A 21,239-nucleotide genomic window follows, 5' to 3' on the forward strand; every position below is an offset into this window, starting at 1 on the left:
GTGATGAATTGGATAACAAAACAGCGACTTCGATAAACCGGGCTGAGCGAAGAGCTATGGTTGACGAATGGGCTCGCCAGGCGCAAACAGGCTCTCAGGAAGCATTTATCGAGATCACCCGCCATTTCGAAAAAGAGCTGTATACCTATTGTTACTACCTGATTAGAGATCGTGAGGAAACCAAGGATGCGCTTCAGGACATTTTTATCCGGGCCTATCGCAATATAGGCGATTACCGCGGGGACTCCCCATTTTCGGCATGGCTGTACAGAATCGCCTACAATCACAGCATGGATGTGCTGAAAAAGAAAAAACGGTATCAACGAATTGCGGACAGATACCAAAACGAAGCCAAATTATTCACCTACTCCGAACAGGAATCCGCCGTCATGGAATTGCTGGATCCGCTGACTCCCAGCGAACGAAATCTTGTGCTGTTAAAAGCGGTGGAGCAGTACACTTTCGAAGAGATCGGGCAAATTATGGACTGCAAGCCGGCCACATTACGGAAACAATATGAGCGCATCCGCAACAAACTAGTCCAATACAAACGGAATAAAGGAGGCCCAAAAATTGAAGCCAATATCCGATCCAGCAAAGCAGGTTACTGACAACCTGGAATATATGATTCAAAATACGGAAGTTCCGGAACTAAACTTGGGTGAAAGGATTGTTGAACAAATGAACCATACAAATACAGAGTTGAGTCGTCGCAGCCGCAGTAAAAGCAACCGGATGAAAAGAACGGTGGCGGTCTCGGGGATAGCCGCGGCTTTAGGTTTTGGGATCATCGGCAGCGGGTTCGTATCCCCGGTCATGGCCAGCGCGCTGAGCCAAGTTCCGCTCATCGGCAACATCTTTCAGCAGTATGGTGATCCGGGGCTGCAGGCAAGTGTAGCCAACGGATTGTATCAGCCTGTCCAAGCTAAGGACAGCCACAATGATATGACCCTTGAAGGTACCGGTTATATCTATGATGGAACCCGCATCTCCATCGCCCTAAAGAGAGACGGTCAAGCAGATGCCAAACTACTTGGCGAGCGCATGGACAACGGTGACACGGACAACAGCGGCAAGGGGGTCTTAAAAGACGTCCATATATACATTAACGGTGAGAAGTACTTTAATGGAGGTTATACCATAAAGGACGGAGATACCCGGGATACAGTCATTTTGGAATTCAACGACTCCCTCCCTATCACTTTGCCTAATGCTGATCCAGATGATGTGAGACGGCCTGAACCGCTGAACGATTCCTTCGATTTGAAGCTTGAAGCGACCTTAACCGGTGCTGACCAACCTTACGTTTTGACGTTTCCGGTGAAGAAAAACACCGAAAACCTTGTTTTGAAGCCGGAAGCGGCTAAATCGCATGACGGATTCCGCTTTGCTCTGGACAAGCTGGAATTGACGCCGATCACGACGCGTTTGACCATGACCGGCAGCGGGGAGCTTGCCAGCCTCGGGGATGAATACAAACTTCCATCTGAAGATCTGTATGCCGGCAAACATTGGTTTGGATTCGATATCTGCGATGAGAACAACAACCTGCTGGAAGAACTTCCGGGTAACCATATGAACTTTATTGGCGAACAATATGTATTCGACTACAATTTCACACCGTTTAAAGAGTCGCCGAAATCGATTACGATCAAGCCTTATGTGCTGAACCAAGACAAATCTTCCGGCAAATACAAAGAAAAGAAATACCTCAGCGAGTTGGAATTCCAGGTGGATGTAAAATAGCGGCAAATCCGTATATTAGCGAAGGCTCGGCCCTTACATAGGCGCCGGGCCTTTGCATTTTTGGGACGGGAATCCCTTTGTCAGCAAAAATAAAGCCCACCCATAAAGATGATGTAAGGCTGTATCCGGCCTCAATCACGGCTCCTCCGATGGAGGGGCCCGCTGCTATGACACTGAGGCTCGCCAGCGCACGGAAATTTGTCGGCGCACGGAAATAACGGTAATTTGTGTGCCTATTTCTTGAGATTCGCCCTTCACTCGCGAAATAGCGGAACTTTTTGTCCCTATTCTTCTGCCAAGCATGGGAATGGGCGCCTTTGTCAGCTCATCACCCAAGATAGCGGTAAAAAGTTCCCCTATTTTCCCTGAACTCCTTTTTCGCCGAAAATAACGCCCTTTTTTACCGCTATTGCTGCGGTTCCGGGCAGCATCCGCAATCATAACCGCGCGTCCCCTCCTTGCCCGAAAATAAGAAAAACGCCTGACGGTGTCCTTTAATAGTTCTAACTTCTACTTTGGGGCGATTGGCTCTTCCTAAACTTTGGACGCCGCTCTAACGGACACCAGCGACCTTACCCGCCCATTTCCTGGGTATTTCCCAGGCTAACGGACCCACGTGACTCTATTTGGCTTAAAACCAGCACATTCGGGCCAATTTGAGGTAAATAAGGTCTTCTGTGTCCGTTTACATTCTGCAAACCTCCGTTTTTTCGAAAATAACGGCTCTGGTGTCCCTTAGCCCCCAGATTCCTCTTCTCCTCCCCTCTCTACCTGCGCTTCGCCCTTTACCTACCATGCCGAAGTTTTATAATATTCTATAAGGTGAAAAAAATCCTCTCCCAAGCAGGAAGAGGATCAAATTGATATCAATTATGAAAAGTTTTGCCGGAACCAGGCGGCGGCTGCGTCTACTTCGGTTGGCGTCAACTGATGGCCGTATGGTTCCCAGTGGACATGCACATCGGCCCCTGCCCCGCTTAATAGCCGCTCCAGTTCCTCGGTTTCCCGCGCCGGGGACATGGCGTCGTAACGTCCCGCCCCGATAAAGACCGGCAGCCCGGTCATGTCCGGCAGCTCCACGCCGCGGCGCGGCACCATCGGGTGGTGCAAAATCGCTCCGCTGAGCGCCTGCGGATAATGAAACAACAGGCTGGCCGCAATATTGGCCCCGTTGGAGTAACCAACCGCGACCAAGGCGCGCCGGTCAAAGCCGTATTGCTCCGCCGCTTCGTCCAGGAAGTCATTGAGCTCTCGCGTGCGGAGCACGAGATCTTCCTCGTCGAAGACGCCAGACGCCAGCCGCCGGAAAAACCGCGGCATCCCGTTCTCCAGCACATTGCCTCTGACGCTAAGCACTGGCGACGCGGGCGAAATGATCTCGGCCAGCGGCAGCAGATCGGTTTCCGTCCCGCCGGTACCGTGAAGCAGGAGCAACGGAGGAGCCGCCGGCCCGCCGCTCCCCGTACCCGGCTTAAAAATATGCTTCATCACAGGTCCTCCTTAAGCACCCGTACTTCGATCGGGGTTAAGATTTGCTCGATCGCCTCGCGTTGCGGCTCGTACCAAGCCGGCAGCATCAGCTTTTCGCCCAAATGCTCCGGATCTTCGTCATTTGCGAAGCCCGGCGGGTTCGTGGCGACTTCGAACAGGATCCCCCCTTCCTCCCGGAAGTACAGCGCGTGAAAATACTGCCGGTCGACGATCGGCGTCGGCCGGTACCCATGCTCGGCGACCCGCTCTCTCCACGCTTCATGCTCGGCGAAATCCCGGGCCCGCCAGGCGATGTGGTGCACCGTACCGGCGCCGCCCGCGCCGTATTCCATCGGCTTAACGTTGACGTCAATGACGTCGCCCAGGTCTCCCTCCGCTTTAAAGCGGGCATAAAATTCGTCTTCGCCGAGCTTTTTCAGGCCCATCACTTGCTCCAGCAGTCCGGCCGTTTTGTCCGGAGTCGCACTGTACAGCACTGCGCCGCCAAAGCCTTTGATCGCCTTATCCGCCGGAACGCCGCCGAACGACCAGGTGCTGAGCGGTCCGGCCGCCCGTTCGACCAGCTCGATCTGCAGCCCGTCGCCATCGCGGAAATGCAAATACGTTTCGCCGAAGCGGTGCGTGTCGGTCGTGGAAATGCCGAATTTCCGCAGCCGTTCCCGCCAGAACGGCATCGCGCCCTCCGGAATGGCGTACACGGTAATCCCCACCTGGCCGGCTCCGACCCGGCCGCGTCTGGCTCCCGCCGTCGGGAAAAAGGTCATAATCGATCCCGGACTGCCTGCCTCATCGCCAAAATACAGATGGTAAACTTCCGGCGCGTCGAAATTGATCGTTTTTTTAACCAGACGCAATCCGAGCACACCCGTATAAAAATCGACATTTTTCTGTGGATCGGAAGCAAAAGCGGTAATATGGTGAATCCCTGTCGTCGGTTGAATCATGACTGATCTCTCCTTTTTTGTGGGTAATATTCGTTTCAAAACTTGTTATAGCTGACAAATTCCCCAACCGGTTTGCGGTAACCGCGCGGACGGAAGCTGGAAGTATCCTCCTTGCCGATCGCGATAAGCATGGCCGGGACGTAATTGTCCGGGACCTGCAGCAGCTTGCGCATTTCGTCCGGGTTAAAGCCGATCATCGGGCATGTGTCCCAGCCCTTGTCTTTGGCGATCAGCATAAACTGCATGGCCGACAGGCTGGCGCTGCGGATCGCTTCATCCCGCATAAATTCCTCGCCCCGGCTCTCATAGAAACCGATCGTGGACGAGACGAGTTGATCGTATTCCTGCTTGCTGAGCACGCCCAGATTAAGCAGCCCTTCATTCATCGCCGCGGCGTCCTTGTGGGCGTCGAGTTTGCCCAACACCAGGATCGCTGCCGAAGCGGTCCGGACTTTGTATTGTTTTCCCGCCGCTTCGTATACTTTTTCCTTCAAATCGGGGTCTTTTACGACCACATAATGGGCATGCTGCAGATTAAACGCCGACGGGGCATATTTAGCAAGATTGAACATCTCATCCAGTTCCTTGTTATCCATTTCCACACCCGGGATAAATTTATTCGCCGAACGGCGGGATTTAACTAATGATGCGAAATCATGATCAGTCATAATTGCTCCTCCTTCACCTTGGAAACATAAAATATAAGCATTTAAAGAATCTCTATATTAAGATATTTGGGTGGCAGCAGGTCGGGGTCATCCAAAAGACGCCCCAGAAATCCTATGCAACGAACCTGTCGAGCAAACCTTATTCAACGCTCCCATTCAGTAAACCTATCCAGCGATTCAGCGTTCCTATTCAGCTATTCAGCGATTCTATCCAACGAACCTATCGTTTCACCTTGCCATCAAACCTATCGGCCGATTCTTGTCTATTTGAAGCCCTCTTCCTTGTAGCTTTCTTCGGCATGTTTGCCCAGCTTTTTCAACAGTTTGGCGGCCGTTTGCATTTCCTCCGGCGACAGCCCGCCCATCACCTCTTCAATCAGTTTCGTATGCCGGGGGAACACTTCTTCGATAAATTGCTTACCCTGCTCAGTAATTTCCGCATACACCAGACGCCGGTCTTCCTTGCAGGTTTTACGGGCCACAAATCCCTTCTTCTCCAGCTTGTCGACCGTGTACGTAATGTTGCCGCTGCTCATCAGCACTTTGTTGCCGATCTGCTGGGTTGGCTGGCGCCCCTTGTGGTACAGCAGTTCCAACACGCCGAATTCGGTGCGGGTCAACCCGTACTCACGGATCGATTTGTCGCTGTGAGCATGCACCCATTGGCTTGCCCGGGATAGTACAACCAACAGATACAAAGCCTCGTTTTGCACTCTATCCACGATGGTTCACCTCCAAACATTTGTTCATGTAGTTACATTTTTCTTAGATGATACGCGACGGTTTCCATAAGTCTTTAAGAATCTTAAATCTATTTGTCTTAATATTAAGATATTATTTTGATGATGTCAAGCCTTTATGTTGAAAAGAAGCAGAAGCATTGCCGCGAGATGCAAAAGTGCAGTTGAAATGAGTCGAATTCCGGCTATTAGGGCGATAAGATGCAAAAGTGCAGTTGAAAATGGGACTTAGAAACAAATTGGCTCAAAATGGTGAAATTGACCTGCACTTTTGCAATTCGCCGGTTAGTTTCGGGAGGTTTTGACAAAATTCGCATGCACTTTTGCACTTGGTCCAACTTTCCTGTCCTGCCCCATACCGTCCACTGCCCTGCTTTCCCCAAAGGAGTCCAGCAGCATCACTACTTGCCGCCGGGCAGCTTGGGATGCACGTGCAGCAATACATTGGCGGCAAACAAAACAACGCTGAACACGACCAGAATTCCGCCGATCGCCACCAGAGGCTCAAATTGCTCCGAACCCAACTCCAGGAAGGCGAGGCTGATCATCATGATCGGCAGGCCAAGCGAATAGGTCCAGAATTGGATTTTGCTAAGCAAGCTTTCTCCGGCCTTCGGGAACAGCACATAAATCAGCCCGGCCAGCGCAAACGAAGCCCACCCCAGCAAATTGACATGCGCGTGCACGCTCTCCAGTTCATGTGCATGCCCCATCGACATATACATGCCCAACAATACACCGGCGATAAAATAAATGACGGAAATCCTAATATACGCGATCCCCACAGCCATGCCCCCTGCTTGGTCAATTTTTTTGCATGTTCAAAAATATGTCCCAATCGGCAGGAATATTCGTGAAGATGCCCGTCACTTTCCGGTGAGGGCGATCCCGTAATCTTTGGCCAAATAATCGTGGATCCGTTCAAAATCGGCCGCCGTCAGCTGATTCAAGCGTTTATGGTTCTGCTTCCATTCATGCCCGAGAATGATGCCGATCGTTTCCCCGGCCAAACCGGTGGTCGGAATGACCCTGGCGCTGCCGTAAGCTTTAATTTTGGCCCCGATATTTTTCCCGGCTACCAGTATGTTGTCGTAAGACTTCAATTCAAAAGAACGCAGCGGGATCCCGTACCGGTCCGGTTTGCCGTAGCCGATCCCCTTCGCAATGGCGCGGGTGCCTTGCAAATCGATCGGATATCCACCGATGCTGACGTTATCCCAAAACATCCGGCTCGACTGCAAATCAGGGTAATCCAGCACGTATTCCGTTTCATAGCGGTCGAAGTCGCGGATGTACAAATATTCCGGATACCCGTTTAACTCAGCTTTCTCGAAACCGGGAATATGCTTGCGCAAATATTTGACGATATCGGGCGCTTCCGCCTTGGCCCGGCTGACGGCCGACGCTACCGATTGAGGATCCGCCGGGTTCACGTCGTAAATCAGCAGGCTGTTGATGATCACCTCGCCGTCTTTTTGATACGTGGCATTAAGCCCCCGGAGCACGAGTTGCGAGTCGTGCGGTTTATAATTAAAAGTCAGATTGCTGAACCCCGTGGCGAAATGCCAATCCACATAAGTGTTGGGGCCGTATTTCTTCTGTACGTTGGTAAGCGGATAATCCTCCAGCACAGCTTGATGCAGCTTGTTCCAATTGACGTTTTTGACGGGAAGCATGTAAGTAGCCGCCATGTAATCCGGCTTCTTGCCGTCATAGATGCTCTCCATGCCGGGAATCCGCTTGCCTCCAAGCTTGCTGGCCAGGGCGGCGAAATCGGTGTTTTCCACAAAATAACCGGCCTGCACCGTATACCTTTTTCCATCTCTCGCCCGATACGTCAGCGATTTGAGCGATTTCCCCTTCCCTTGGGGAACGATGTCCACCCCTTCGATCGCGATGCCGCTGCGCAGCGGGATGCCCTGGATCAACTGACCGTAAAACCGTTCAAAGGCAGGCAGCTTGCGGATTTTCCCGGCTTTGTATCCGTCGTACAGCGGCTTCAGCTCGCCCTGCACCAAACTGCGCTTCCGGTTGTCGTTCGGCTCGTCCAGCACCAGCATCTGCCCCTGGATTAATTCGCCGCCCGGCTTGCCGCGCGGATCAAGAATGAGTACACTTAATCCCAAATCATGGGCCGACTTGGCCAGCAATACCCCCTCAATTTCACTGCCGATCAGAACGACGTCATAACGGCTGCAGCCCGGTCCGCATTTCGGAGTCCCGGTTTGTGCGGAAGCCGAGGAAGCCCCCATCAAAGGATCTGTCCCCTGAAGGACGATGGCGGCGATCAACACAGCCATCACAATTCGCATGTACTTTGGCAACCTAAATTTCATCAAGCGACAATTCTCCCCCCACCTAGTAGAACGATCCGAAGATAACATGTATAGCATAACCACAAAGCTAATGCGGCCATCTGAACGCGTAAAGCTTATATGATTGAATGAACGCATAAATCCGATGTGGCGAACAGGACGGGTAAAGTGAATGTGTGGCCTGCCGACCGCCGACCTACAGTCCTAACGGGCACCAGCGCCGTTATTTGAGTGAAATTCGCAGCTTTCAAAATGTAACGGACACCACCGACATTATTCGGCATTTACATGCAATTATCCGGCCTTTTTCGAGCAAATAGCGGCTCTCCTGTCCTTTAGAAATGAAATTGGCATTTTTTCAGGCAAATAAGGTCGCTCAGGTCCGTTAGCCTTCATTCGGTCGGCTCTGCCACCATCAACGCACTCGTTAATTCAAGAGCAATCCTAGTCATATGCTGCTATTTTATCTCTTTCGAAAAATAGATATCCAGATTATATCATTAACCCATGCAATATTTTGACCCAATGTGAAAATTCCCCGCAGCGATTGCCGAAAAGCTCCTCAAGAGCTTGTCGTTTCCTAAGCAAGCATTCGCCACAGGGAAAATAACACAAGGAGTCTATTCAATTTGCGGATTGCGGCGGATTCGTATGGAACAACGCGGCGGCGCCGATCAATCCCACATCGTCGTTTAAGCCCGCCGGGACGAGGGTGTAGCTTTGGCGGTAAGGCGCCATCACAAAGCGCTCCGTCTCCGCCCTTAGCGCCGGAAAAAGCTGATCGCCCGCACGGCTCACTCCTCCGCCAATCACGATCCGGTCCGGGTTAAAGATATGGATGACATTGGCCAACCCCAGGCCCATATAATGAACGGCCCGGCGGATAACGTCGATCGCTACGGCATCGCCCTGTTTTTGCGCTTCAAAAACATGCTTGGCCGAAATAGCTTCACCCTGCTCGTCGGCCAGGGTCCTGATCAGGGATTCACGCTCCCGCATTAAGGAGAGGGCGTAATCGCGAATCGCCGTCCCGGAAGCAAAGGTCTCCCAACAGCCGCGGTTACCGCAGCTGCAGGGCGCGCCGCTGGGGTCGATCACGGTGTGGCCCAGCTCCCCGGCAAACGAGCGGGAACCGAGCAGCAGCTTCCCGTCCAGCACAATGCCGGCGCCCACGCCGGTGCTGAAGGTGATGTAAACCATATTCTCCGCGCCCTTGCCGGCGCCGTGGACATATTCGCCCCAGGCGGCGGCATTCGCGTCATTGACCACCTTGACCTCTACGCCAAGGTCTTTTTCCATCCATTTTTTGAGGGGAACATGATTCCATTCCGGAAGGTTGGTTCCGTTTAACGCAATGCCTTCCCGGCTATCAACCGCCCCGGGAGACGCCAGCCCGACGCCGGCCAACGGGTAATCCGCTGAGACAGTCCGGATCATTGAGACCATGCGCTGCACAACTTCCTCAGCCGTACGGGCGCCGGACGTTTCCATCTGCTCTCGTGAAATGATTGCTCCCGCAGGATCGAACAACGCGGCTGCGATCTTCGTCCCGCCCAAATCGATGCCAACAACATATTGATGTGATGTATGCAATAAGTTCACCTTTTCCGCTATGTCGATATGTTTATTAATGATGCAGATGATCGGCCAGCGCTCGCAGCTTGACCGGATCGAGCGGGGCCAGTCCGTTCCCGTTCTTGCGGACGGCGGAGCCGAAATGCACCTCAGTGACGCCCGTCTCCGCCACAAACGTTTCGATCGTTTCCAGGTTCAGCCCATGCCCCGCGAGGATGGTTAACGAACTGCCGCGCGATTCCCGCACCAGCTCCCGGATGGTGGGCATCGCTTCCGTTGCGGGCTTCGGGCCTCCCGAAGTCAGTACACGGGTGACCTGCGGGCAGCGCATCAGGGTTCGCAGGCCGGCCTGCTGGTCCGTAAGCTCGTCGAACGCACGATGAAAGGTCACCTGAAGCCCTGCCGCCGGGAGCAGAAAACGTTCCAGCGCCGCTTCGTCGATGGTGTGATCCGCGTTTAAGGCGCCGATGACGATGCCGGCGGCTCCTGCTTCGGCAATCGCTCGAATTTCCGCTTCCATCGTCCTTAGATCCGGCTCGCCGTACACAAAGGTACGGCTGTGCGGCCGGACCATGACGTGCACGGGAATCCGGACCGCACGAACCGCTTCCCGGATCATGCCGATGCCGGGCGTAAGCCCGCCCTCCGTCATCGCGGTGATCAACTCAATCCGATTCGCCCCGTTTGCCTCGGCCACGACGGCGTCCTCCACGCATGTTGCAATTACCTCTAAAATCATCTGAATCTGCTGCCTCCTTTCGGCCCTTGGAATCCGTTTGCGGTTCACTGCAACTCTGGGCTGAAGCGCCGCATCGCGTAATCCGCCAGCAGCCGCGCCCCGTAACCGGTCGCTCCCGCCGCAGAGTATCCGACCTCCTGCTTATACTGGACCGTTCCGGCCATATCGATATGAACCCACTTCATCGATGGGTCAACGAATTTGCGGATGAACAACGCGGCAATGATCGCCCCCGCCATGCCCGAGGTGCCGACGTTGCGCAAATCGGCGTAATCGCTGCGCAGCTCCGCTTCGTACTCGTCCATCAGCGGCATCGGCCACAACCGCTCCCCGTTAAGCTCGCCGATGTCCACAAGTGCCCGGCTCATGCCGTCATCGCCCAGAATTGCCGCGATGCCCAAGCCCAACGCCTGACCGACATTGCCGGTAAGCGTGGCGATATCGATCGCCTCCGCCGCGCCCAGCTTGGCGGCGTGAAGCAGTGCGTCGGCGAGGATCAGCCGGCCCTCGCCGTCAGTGTTGGCCACCTGCACGGTCAGGCCGTTCGGATAGCGGATGACCGACGAGGGCAACATTGCGCGAGCGTCCGGTAAATTGTCCGCGACCGCGATCAGTGCGGCGACGCGGACGGCGGCGCGCTGGCGCACGAGGATGTCGAGCGCACCGATGACGGCGGCCGCTCCGCCCATGTCCATGCGGGCGTCGCTGATGTCGCGGCCGGTCTTCACGTTCATGCCGCCCATATCGAAGGTGACGCCTTTGCCGACCAGGGCGAGCAGCGGCAAATCGGGGGATCCGCCCTCATACAGCAGCTCAATCAGCGCGGGCGCCTGCTTGCTTCCCGCGCCCACGGCCAGCAGCCCGTTCATCTCGCGGCCGGCGAGCTCCTGCCCTTTGTACACGCGGATGCGTACCGGCGTCCCCGCAAAATGGCTTTGCACCCGGGCCGCGAAGCGCTCCGGATTCAAGGCGTCGGGCGGCTCATTCACCAGGTCGCGGGCCAGCATCGCGCCTTCCGCCCGAATCTGTGCCGTTTCGCGTGTGTCTTCCAGCTGCCGCAAAGACAACTCGGGCCAATCTGCGTGGCGCACAATCAGCTCTACGCTGGCACCGGAGCGGGTGTGCCCGCGGTACTTGTCGAAGCGGTAGAGCCCAAGCAGCCAGCCTTCGAGCCAGGCCTGCAGCCAGGCTGCGGCTGAGGTAGCAGCGGTGGCTGCAGCACTTGTGGCGGCGTGCTTGGGGGCGGGAGTGGTGCCGCTCCCTGTAGCGGCAGCATGTGATGCGGCGCTTAAAGTAGGGCTGACTGTTGCGTCTGTCACGGTGCCTTCCACCGTTATTGGCGCGGTGTTTGACGCGTGGCTGTCCGACGTCGCTGTGTGTACCTCGCCGCCTTCTGCCGCGCTTGCTTCAGCACCAGCCACCGCGCTGCCCGCTGCGCCGCTGGCCCCGCGCACCAGCACGGCGGCAGCACGCCCTTCGCGCAGCAGCGCACGGGCCGCAGTCCCGCCGGCGCGCCGCACCGCCTCCAGCGTTTCGCTGCCCCGCTGGCCCAGGCCGACGGCAAATATGTCGGCCTCCCCGTCCTGCCGGGCATACAGCCATGTAGCGGCGCCGCGGTGCTTGTACTTGTCCCGCAGCGGCAAAGCAAACGGCTCGCCCTCATAAGCCGGGCACACGAGCGTTTCTCCCGCCCGCCGGTTCCCGGTGTCTATCGTAATTTGCATCGCTACCCCTCCTTCATCACTATGGATCTGATTGCGGTTACGGGTGTTTGAATAATGTTTGAATAATGCTCGAATTCCTCTTACACCGGACAAATTAGTAGTTGGCTCCTGAATAACACGAACGTAGGGCAAATCCCACCGCGTCGGTGCCTAACGGACCCAAACGACCTTATTCGCCTGAAAAGCCGCCGTTTTAACTTCTAACGGACAGGAGAGTCGCTATTTGCTCGAAAAAAGCCGGAAACGTACGCATCAATGCCAAATAAGGTCTGTGGTGACCGTTACATTTTAAAACCCGTGGATTTTACCCCAATAAGGGCGCTGGTGTCCGTTAGAGCGGCATGCCGGCGTTGGGCCAACCATATTTGATTTGTGCGGCCAGCCGGCCACATTCGCTTTTCGGTTAGGGTGCCATTACAGTTGCTATTTGCTGTTCGTGCTCCAGTTACTGTTAATGTTGCGACTTCGCCTATATCCGCCTCAATACGTTATTTCCAGGTTTCCTGGCCATTCCACTAGTTGTACAAATGGCAGGCCACCTGATGGCCTGGCTTCACTTCCTTGAACTCGGGTACCGCCTGCTTGCAGATTTCCATGCAGGCCGAGCAGCGCGTGTGAAAGCGGCAGCCTGATGGAGGATTGACCGGGCTGGGCAAATCGCCTTTCAAAATAATCCGCTCCTTTTTCAGCTTCGGGTCGGGCACCGGCACGGAGGACAGCAGGGCCTGCGTATACGGATGCAGCGGATGGTCGTACAGATCGTCCTTGGCCGCCGTTTCCACAAGCGCCCCGAGATACATAACGCCGATCCGATCGCTGATATGCTCGACGACGCTGAGATCGTGGGAAATGAACAGGTACGTGAGCCCGTACTCCTCCTGCAGATCCTGCATCAGGTTCAGCACCTGCGACTGGATGGACACATCGAGCGCCGACACCGGCTCATCGGCGATGATCAGGCTCGGTCGCACCGACAGTGCGCGGGCGATGCCGATCCGCTGCCGCTGCCCGCCGCTGAATTCATGGGCGAACCGCTCGGCATGGTAGCTGTTCAGCCCGACGGTTTCCAGCAGCTCGCGGGCCAGCTTGTCGCGCTCCACACCGCTTAGCTTGGTATGAATCAGCAGCGGTTCGGCGACGAGCTCCTTCACCTTCATGCGCGGATTCAGCGAGGCGTAAGGGTCCTGGAACACCATTTGCATCTCCTTACGGAGCGGGCGCATCTTGTCTTCGCTAAGTCCGCCGATGTTCTGGCCGTTAAACCAGACTTCGCCGGCGCTCGGCCGGAGCAAACGGTTCACCAGCCGCCCTGTCGTCGATTTGCCGCAGCCGCTTTCCCCAACCAGGCTGAACGTCTCTCCTTTGCGGATAGCAAACGAGATGCCATCGACCGCCCATAATTCGCGGCTAGTCCCAAACCAGCCTTTACGGACGGCAAAAGATTTCCGCAGCTCCTTCACTTCAACGAGCGGCGTCCCGGACGTGGGCTGCGACCCGGACATGCTCCCGGACATGCTCCCGATCGTGCTCCCAGCTGTGGGCTGCGACCCGGACGAGCTCTCGGATATGTCCCCGAACGTGCTCCCGGATGCGGGCTGTGCCTCGAACGTGCTTCCGGCAGCAAGCCGCGCCCCTGCTTCCCGCTCCTTCCGCAGCTCTGTCGATCCCATCATCACCGATCCACTCCTTCCTCTTCAAGCCTCGTAGCTTTTGCCGTCTCTGCGGCGTTGCCAGGCGGCTTTGCACCTGCATTACCGGCTCTTACCGCTTCCGCGGCACCACCAAGCGGCTTTGCACCTGCATCACCGACTCTTACCGCTTCCGCGGCACCGCCAGGCGGCTTTGCACCTGCATCACCGGCTCTTACCGCTTCCGCGGCACCACCAAGCGGCTTTGCACCTGCATCACCGGCTCTTACCGCATCCGCAGCACCGCCAAGCGGCTTCGCTCCTCCATCATCAACTCTTTCCGCATCCGGGACACTCCTACCGTCCCCGGCCCCGGGGCCAGCGCCATTCCATGCGCTCCCCTCTTCCACCAGCCAACACCGGCTTAAGCGGCCCATACCGGCCTCGCCCTTGTACGCCCCGCCCACCGGAAGCAACTCCGGCTCCTGCGTCAGGCAGCGTTCGGCCGCATGCGGGCAGCGGGGCGCAAATTTGCAGCCGGCCGGCATATGCGCCAGGTCCGGGACGTTGCCCGGAATCGAGTCGAGCCGGCGCACCTTTTGCCGCAGCTTTGGCACAGACCGGATCAGCCCCTGGGTGTAAGGATGCTGCGGATTTTCGAACAGTTCCTCCACGGGGCCTTGCTCGACCACCCGTCCGGCATACATGACGACGACCCGGTCGCACATTTCCGCCACAACGCCAAGGTCGTGCGTGATGAGCAGCATACCCATCTGCCGCTCCTCCTTCAGCCGCCGCATCAAATCGAGGATTTGCGCCTGAATGGTCACGTCGAGCGCCGTCGTCGGCTCGTCGGCAATCAGCAGCTTCGGGTGGCACGACATCGCCATCGCGATCATCACTCGTTGCCGCATGCCCCCGGACAACTGGTGGGGGTAGTCGTTCATCACTTCCTCCGCCCGCGGAATCCCGACCAGGTTCAGCATATGGACCGCGTGCTCGCGCGCCCGTTTCCGGTCGTACCCGAGGTGCAGCCGGATCGGTTCTTCGAGCTGCTTTCCGATCCGCAGCACCGGATTCAGCGACGTCATAGGCTCCTGAAAAATCATCGCCAGCTCCTTGCCCCGAATCCGCCGCATATCCTGCTCTTTGAGCGAAACCAGATCCGTTCCTTCAAACCGTACTTCGCCGGCGGCAATCCGGCCCGGCGTATCCTTGAGCAGCCGCATGATCGACAGCGAGGTTACGCTTTTTCCGCAGCCGGACTCGCCGACCAGCCCCAGCACCTCTCCTTTGCCGATGTAAAAATCGATCCCAGCCACCGCCAACACACCACCACCTTCCCGCCGGAACTCCGTTTTCAGCCCCTTTACTTCAAGCAATGTCTGCGTCACAGCCCTTCACCCCCATTAGTTTTTCATCTTGGGATCCAGAGCGTCGCGCAACCCGTCCCCGACCAAATTAAAGGCAAGCACCGTCAAAAAAATAGCCACCCCCGGAAAATACACGATATGCGGAGCGATGCTCAAATAATCCCGGCCCATGCTCAGCATGGCGCCCCAATCCGGCTCGCTCGTCTTCGCGCCCATGCCCAGAAAGCTCAGTGAAGACGCGGCCAAAATCGCCGTCCCGATCTTCATCGTCAAGTTGACGATCACGCTGGGCAAAGTTTCGGGAAAAATATGCCGCCAAATGATCCGGCGGTGCTTCGCCCCCATCGACCGGGCCGCCTCGACGAACACCGACTCTTTGGCCGCCAGCGTTACGCTGCGGATCACCCGGGCAAACGATGGGATGCCGAAGACAGCGACCGCGATAACAACATTCGTTAGACCGGGTCCCAAAATCGCCACGATTCCGATCGCAAGCAAAATATCCGGGAACGAAAACAGCACATCGCTCCCTCTCATAATAAGCCGGTCGAGCCAGCCGCCGTAATAGCCGCTAAGCAGCCCAAGAAACGTCCCGATCACCGCGACGATAAACACCGAGCTTAAGCTGACCGCCAGCGACAAACGCGTTCCCGCGATCAGACGGCTGAGTATGTCCCGGCCGTATTCGTCCGTTCCCGCCCAGTGGTGGGCCGAGGGACCAAGCGTCAACTCGTCGTAATTCGGCGCATCCGGATCGTACGGCGTCAAATAAGGGCCAAAAAGGGCCACGATAAAAAGCAAAATAATGAAAATGCCCGCCGCCAGCGCCATCCGCTGCTGGCAAAATTTGCGCCAAAACTCGGCGGCGCGGCCTCTCGGCGGCCGTTCTGCGGCCGGAGAGGCCGGCGCGGTCAAAACGGACGCCCCGTTCGCCGGTTGCAATTGGTCGTTCATGGAATCCCCTCCCGAATCTTTTGCTCATTTCCGTATACGAAACCGCCCTAGTTCCCCGCGTAGCGGATTTTCGGATTCAACACGCCGTACAGCAAATCCACGATCAGATTGATCAAAATAAACTCCGCGGCAAACAGCAGCAGCTCGGCTTGAATGACGGTGTAATCGCGGAACTGGATGGAATCGACGAGCAGCCGTCCGAGCCCAGGGATGCTGAACACCGTCTCCACCATCACCGAACCGCCCAGCAGGAAGCCAAACTGCAGCCCGGCCACGGTAACGACCTGAATCAGCGAATTGCGCAGCGCATGGCGCCCGACGACAACGAATTCCCGCAGGCCTTTGGCCCGGCCGGTGCGGATGTAATCCTCCCGCATCGTCTCCAGCATCGATGACCGGGAAAAACGGGCCAGCATCGACATAATCCCGGCGCCCAAGGTGATCGACGGCAGCACGTAACCTTTCCAAGAATCGACGCCTCCGGTCGGAAGCCATCCAAGCTCCACCGAAAAAATCTGGATCAACACCAGGCCAAGCCAAAAGCCGGGAATGGAGATCCCCGATATGGCCGTCAGCATTCCGGCGTAATCGGGCCATTTATTTCTTTTTACCGCCGATATAATACCGATCAAAATCCCGATGATCAGCGCCCAAACCATGCTGAAGAGCGTCAGCCAAATCGTCGGCATAAACCGGCTGCTCAGCATGTCCGTAACCGGCTGTCCGGTTTTCAGCGATTTGCCCAGGTCACCGCGAAGCAAATCGCCTAAGTAATCGATATACTGCTTCCAAATTGGCTGGTCGAGGCCGAGCTCGGACCGGATGCCCTGAATTTCCTCAAGCGTCGCTTCCTTGCCGGCAATAAGCCGGGCCGGGTCGCCGGGAATTAAGTGGATAAACAAAAAAACGAGCACGGAAACGACGAACATGAGCGGAATTACCCCGATGAGCCTTTGCAGCGCGTATCTTCCCACCTGCCTAGCCCTCCTTTAGCTTGAATGAAACGAAGGCCGCTTCCCATGAACCTTGAGAAGCAGCCCCCGTCTTGTCATCCCCAAACCTCCGATGATGAATCAAAATCGAATTATTGCTTCACTTCGGCATTCAGCACGTTGATGGAACCGTCGGGGAACATTTTCACGCCATCAATATAAGATTTCTTGCCGGAGACGATTTGGTCCACGCCAAGGAAGGCCCAAGGAGCGTCCTCCCAGATCGTCTTTTGAATGTCGGCATAGATCGTTTTGGCCTTTTCGGCGTCAACCGTTTTGTTGGCATCTTTGATCCACTGATCGACATTGTCGTTTTTGTAATACGCCGTGTTGGAGCCGGCCGGCGGGAACATTTCGCTGCTGAACAGGCCTCTCGTCGCGCCGTCCGCATCACCCGAAGAAGGCGACCAGCTGACGTACCACATTTGGATTTTGGCCTCTTCCGGCGTGGCCGCCGAGTTGATTTGCTCGGAAAGCGTGCCGCCTTCCATCGATTTCACGTCAAGCTTGATCCCGGCGAGCGCCAGCTGCTGCTGGATAAACTGCATGCCTTTGATCGTTTCGGAGTCGTTTTCGCCCCAAATTTCAGCGGCAAAACCGTCCGGATAACCGGCATCCGCCAGCAGCTGCTTCGCTTTTTCAAGGTCGTAATCGTAACCGGTTTGCTGCGTGTAATACTGGGTTTTGGACGACATCGTCGAGTCGAGCTTGGAGGCTTCCCCGGATTTGACGACCTTGATGTACGCTTCCTTGTCCAGCGCATAGTTGATCGCCTGGCGTACCCGGATGTCGTCAAACGGCTTTTTCAGCGTGTTCAACGTGACGTAACGCACGATCGTCGAATCGATCCGTTCGATGACGTTGTCTGCGGAGCCTTCCATTTCGGCGACCTGCTCGGTGGGCATCGGGTAGATAAAATCGGCTTCTCCCGTTTTTAGCATCGCGACGCGGGAGCCGTTTTCCGGCACAGGCTTGAAGGTGACGCTGTCGACCTTCGGCAAGCCGGCCTGCCAATAATCGGCGTTTTTCTCGACGACCAGACGGTCGCCCTGTACCCATTCCTTGAACTTGAACGGTCCCGTGCCTGCCGGGTGCTGGGAAATGTCCTCCCCGTACTGCTCCAGCGCTTTAGGGCTGACGATCAGCAGCATCGCCATTTTGTTCAGGAACGCGCTGTATGGCTCCGTCAAGGTGACCACAACCGTTTTGGCGTCCGGCGTCTCTACCTTGGCTACTTTCGTAAAGCTTCTGCGCATTCGCAGGTTGTTGTTTTCGTCGAGAATCCGGTCGAAGTTGGCTTTAACCGCCGCGGCGTTAAAATCGGTGCCGTCATGGAACTTGACGTTTTCCTTCAACGTGAACGTATAAATGAGGCCGTCTTCGCTTTCTTTATAACTTTCGGCGAGCACCGGCACGACTTCCATATTCTCGTTGAAGCCCATCAGGCCTTCGTACATCGTTCTTTCTCCGGTAATGGAGTTCGTGTCGCTCGTATTATGAGGATCCAGTGTAATGAAATTGGCGTTGGTGGCGATAACGATATTGTTGCCGTTTTTCGGCGTTGCGGTTCCGGTTGTTCCTTCCCCGGTCTGTGCGCCGCCATTGCCGGCCGCGTTGCCTCCGCTTCCCGCCTGATTTCCTCCACCACCTCCGCCGCCTCCGCAGCCCGCGATCATGAGCGCGAGGGCCAGCAGCATGATGAGGATCGACCCTTTTCCTTTGGACTTCATTTCATTTCCTCCCTTTTGAATCATGTAAAATTTATGGTAAAATGCCGCGCGCAGTCTTAAGACTCAAGGGTAAAAACCGCGCGCCGCAAGCCCACTTCCGTACCGCCGTCATTGACGATGATGTTGGGTTCCAGGGCGTATAGACGGTCGATCGTCGCTTGGTTGCCGTAGCCGATGCGCTCCAAAATCGAAGCGATGATGCAGGGCCAGACCTGTTCCGAGCCGTCGGAAACTTTCAGCGAAATGCCCAGCCGTTGCTTGCGCAGCCCGATGCCGTAAACCCCCTTGGCGCCGCCTTTGGCGATCAGGTTGGGGTCTTTGAGCAACGCCGAGCATACAAATTTCCGGTCGGCGATCATGTCGGGATTGGCGTTCATCAGCGCGGCAACCACGGCGGCCGCCTTGCGGGCCTCCAGGTCAGGGATCAAATCGGGACAAGCGAGCTTGAGGTAAGAAAAGGCGATTTTATGAAGAGGCAGGGCAAAAATCGGCAGTCCACAGCCGTCCACCCCAATCGGAATCGTAGCGGCCGGAACCTCGGCAATCTCCGCCATGGTACTGATGATTTCCCGCTGTACGGGGTGCTCCGGCAAATAGTAGGTTTGTTCATCCCAGCCCATATGCTTGCTCAGCGCCAGCAGTCCGGCATGTTTGCCCGAGCAATTGTGGAAAAGCTTGCGCTTCGGCTCATGCGCCCGCTGCCGCTGCGCTTTGGCCTCCTCGTTCAAGGGATACGTCATGCAGCAATAAAGCTGCTCCTCGCGGACGCCCGTTTTTTGCAAAATCGATTCCAGCGCCGCAATATGATAATCCTCCCCCCGGTGGGACGCCGCGAATAGCGCAGCCTCCTCCGGCGATAAACCGTACACCCGGTCGATCCGCCGCTTCATTCCCGGAATGGCCTGAAACGGTTTAGCTGCCGAGCGCAGAAAAGTCATATGCTCCGGATCGCCGGCCCGGTACAGGATGCGGCCTTGCTCGTCCACAATGCTGACCGCGCCGTAATGCACGTTCTCCAGCACCCCGCCGCGATACTCTTCAACCAGTGGCGTAAATCTCACATGAAGCCCTCCTTTTTTTCGTCAAATGTTAAAATCAATCCAGCTCAAAAAACCAGTCCTGCGCCAAGATTCCCGAACCGATGATGACCCCCCGCTCGTTCAGCCGGGATCTAAGAATATGGAACGAGCCGCGCACCGGCTCCCACACGAACCGGGTCCTACAAAGCGCTTCGACTTCTTCGTAAATGCCGGGGAACCTGTCGATCAGCTCTCCGCTTAAAATGACGCTGTCAGGGTTATACATACAGACGATGTTGTTCACCGTAATCGCCATGTATTCCAGCGCCCGGCCGATCAAATGGACCGCCCAACCCTCGCCCGCGCGCCTGGCCTCAAACAGCTCGTCGATCGTGCGGATCGGGCGGATTTTGCCCGCCTCGCCAAGCAAGGAGCTAATATTGATGTAAGTTTGCAGGCAGCCCGCTTTTCCGCATTCGCACAGCGCACCGTTCGGGTCCATTGTCGTATGGCCGATTTCCCCCGCGCTATTCCAGTCCCCGCGGTAGATTTGGCCCTCCAAAATCAGCGATGAGCCAACCCCGTTGCCGAAACCGAGCAACGCCGTCCGGCTGGAGCCGATCGCCGCCCCCCGCAAATGCTCGGCCAGCGCTTTGACCTTAAGCTCGTTATCCACAGCCACGTTGAAGCCGGTCAGCACTTTAAGCCGCTCCGCCAAAGGAATGTTTTTCCAGCCAAGCTGGACTGAAAACATGACGATGCCCTGTTCATGATTGACGATCCCGGGCAATCCCACCCCAATACCGACCACTTTCGAACGATCGATTTCATGCCGTTTCAAACCGTCAGCGATGATGCTTTCGAGGCGCACGATCGTATGGTCCGGACTTTCGTCGGCCGTCCGCGGGTAAGCTTCGCTGAACACGACGTCGCCCTTCATATCCACAACGCCGATGCCGATTTGATGCGTGTCCAGTTCAATTCCGATTGACAGCACCGAAGAGGCTGCAATGTCCAGCAGCGTCGACTTCCGGCCGAGCCCGGACGATACCTGCTCCGATTCCGAAATATAGCCCTGCTCCGCGAGTTCTCCGACAATACGGCTTACCGTAGTGGCGCTCATCCCCGTCCGCTTGGCGATCGCAGCCCGGGAGATCGGGTGCTCATTTTTGATAATTTCGAATACAGTCAGCCGGTTTTGCCGTTTGATAAAATCCTGGTCATGCTTTTTCATGAACGAGCTCCTCGAATTATTTTCTCGGGTTTAATAACTTGTGGATTCAGGTAAATAAATTAGTAAAATAATGCTAAATTTTTGCTTCAAAGAACGTGTAATTCCTGCTTTTTCCGCTTTATATTCTCCAATGATGTTATTAATATAATAGACTCTTTTCCTGAGTGTCAATATAAATGACATTATTTTTCTATCGCGATTTTTGTGCAAACGCTTGATATGGTTATATATTGAAAATATATAATAAAATCCTTAAATATCTTACATGTATATAACATAAGGTGGCGAGTGAAAATGATAAACTCAGGAAAGTGAATTGAGAATAAGCTTTGGAGGGCTGATTTTGCATAGGGAGCCGCGAATGGCG

General features: G+C 55.7%; 18 protein-coding genes and 1 pseudogene. 2 read left to right on the plus strand and 17 right to left on the minus strand.

Annotation, left to right across the window (positions count from 1 at the left end; translation table 11 throughout):
* Positions 1-8: 8 nt before the first annotated feature.
* Both ACLD72_RS13600 and ACLD72_RS13605 read left to right on the plus strand, forming a co-directional pair.
* Complete coding sequence (locus tag ACLD72_RS13600) at positions 9-611, plus strand: RNA polymerase sigma factor (protein ID WP_410995584.1); 603 nt, start codon at positions 9-11, stop codon at positions 609-611.
* Positions 612-735: 124 nt separating this feature from the next.
* The gene (locus ACLD72_RS13605; protein ID WP_458475810.1) at positions 736-1,746 is read left to right on the plus strand and encodes a DUF4179 domain-containing protein; all 1,011 of its coding nucleotides are present in this window, start codon (positions 736-738) and stop codon (positions 1,744-1,746) included.
* A 165-nt stretch (positions 1,747-1,911) separates the two neighbouring features.
* Here the strand turns inward: ACLD72_RS13605 and ACLD72_RS13610 are convergent, their stop codons facing one another.
* The 17 genes and pseudogenes from ACLD72_RS13610 to ACLD72_RS13690 form a co-directional block, all read right to left on the minus strand.
* Positions 1,912-2,187 (minus strand): hypothetical protein, encoded by a 276-nt coding sequence (locus ACLD72_RS13610; RefSeq protein WP_410995582.1) that lies wholly within the window; start codon positions 2,185-2,187, stop codon positions 1,912-1,914.
* 429 nt (positions 2,188-2,616) lie between these two features.
* On the minus strand, positions 2,617-3,234 hold the full coding sequence (locus ACLD72_RS13615) for an alpha/beta hydrolase (protein ID WP_410995581.1): 618 nt from the start codon (positions 3,232-3,234) through the stop codon (positions 2,617-2,619).
* Entirely contained in the window at positions 3,234-4,181 is a 948-nt protein-coding gene (locus tag ACLD72_RS13620; RefSeq protein ID WP_410995580.1) for a ring-cleaving dioxygenase, read from the minus strand. Before ACLD72_RS13620 ends, ACLD72_RS13615 begins: the two co-directional genes overlap by 1 nt.
* Before the next feature lie 35 nt (positions 4,182-4,216).
* Positions 4,217-4,849, minus strand: coding sequence for a nitroreductase family protein (locus ACLD72_RS13625; protein ID WP_410995579.1), 633 nt, complete (start codon positions 4,847-4,849; stop codon positions 4,217-4,219).
* A 263-nt stretch (positions 4,850-5,112) separates the two neighbouring features.
* On the minus strand, positions 5,113-5,571 hold the full coding sequence (locus tag ACLD72_RS13630; protein ID WP_410995578.1) for a MarR family winged helix-turn-helix transcriptional regulator: 459 nt from the start codon (positions 5,569-5,571) through the stop codon (positions 5,113-5,115).
* A 419-nt stretch (positions 5,572-5,990) separates the two neighbouring features.
* Positions 5,991-6,374 (minus strand): cytochrome-c oxidase, encoded by a 384-nt coding sequence (locus ACLD72_RS13635; RefSeq protein WP_410995577.1) that lies wholly within the window; start codon positions 6,372-6,374, stop codon positions 5,991-5,993.
* Between the two features lie 81 nt (positions 6,375-6,455).
* Complete coding sequence (locus ACLD72_RS13640; RefSeq protein ID WP_410995686.1) at positions 6,456-7,925, minus strand: FAD-dependent oxidoreductase; 1,470 nt, start codon at positions 7,923-7,925, stop codon at positions 6,456-6,458.
* A gap of 603 nt (positions 7,926-8,528) precedes the next feature.
* A complete protein-coding gene (locus ACLD72_RS13645) occupies positions 8,529-9,506 on the minus strand; it encodes an ROK family protein (protein ID WP_410995576.1) in 978 nt (325 codons plus the stop codon).
* A gap of 25 nt (positions 9,507-9,531) precedes the next feature.
* Complete coding sequence (locus ACLD72_RS13650; protein WP_410995575.1) at positions 9,532-10,218, minus strand: copper homeostasis protein CutC; 687 nt, start codon at positions 10,216-10,218, stop codon at positions 9,532-9,534.
* A gap of 44 nt (positions 10,219-10,262) precedes the next feature.
* A complete protein-coding gene (locus ACLD72_RS13655) occupies positions 10,263-12,074 on the minus strand; it encodes a M17 family metallopeptidase (protein ID WP_458475811.1) in 1,812 nt (603 codons plus the stop codon).
* A gap of 383 nt (positions 12,075-12,457) precedes the next feature.
* Positions 12,458-13,444, minus strand: a complete 987-nt coding sequence (locus ACLD72_RS13660; RefSeq protein WP_410995573.1) for an ABC transporter ATP-binding protein — start codon at positions 13,442-13,444, stop codon at positions 12,458-12,460.
* A gap of 509 nt (positions 13,445-13,953) precedes the next feature.
* Positions 13,954-14,964 (minus strand): annotated as a pseudogene (locus tag ACLD72_RS13665) (ABC transporter ATP-binding protein); the annotation flags it as partial.
* Between the two features lie 15 nt (positions 14,965-14,979).
* Positions 14,980-15,897 (minus strand): ABC transporter permease subunit, encoded by a 918-nt coding sequence (locus ACLD72_RS13670; RefSeq protein WP_410995572.1) that lies wholly within the window; start codon positions 15,895-15,897, stop codon positions 14,980-14,982.
* Positions 15,898-15,944: 47 nt separating this feature from the next.
* A complete protein-coding gene (gene nikB / locus ACLD72_RS13675; protein WP_410995571.1) occupies positions 15,945-16,871 on the minus strand; it encodes a nickel ABC transporter permease in 927 nt (308 codons plus the stop codon).
* A gap of 110 nt (positions 16,872-16,981) precedes the next feature.
* Positions 16,982-18,619 (minus strand): glutathione ABC transporter substrate-binding protein, encoded by a 1,638-nt coding sequence (locus ACLD72_RS13680; RefSeq protein WP_410995570.1) that lies wholly within the window; start codon positions 18,617-18,619, stop codon positions 16,982-16,984.
* Positions 18,620-18,675: 56 nt separating this feature from the next.
* Entirely contained in the window at positions 18,676-19,680 is a 1,005-nt protein-coding gene (locus tag ACLD72_RS13685) for an asparaginase (protein WP_410995569.1), read from the minus strand.
* Positions 19,681-19,714: 34 nt separating this feature from the next.
* On the minus strand, positions 19,715-20,872 hold the full coding sequence (locus tag ACLD72_RS13690; RefSeq protein WP_410995568.1) for an ROK family protein: 1,158 nt from the start codon (positions 20,870-20,872) through the stop codon (positions 19,715-19,717).
* Positions 20,873-21,239 lie beyond the last annotated feature (367 nt).

Source organism: Paenibacillus lacisediminis (genome assembly GCF_046567315.2).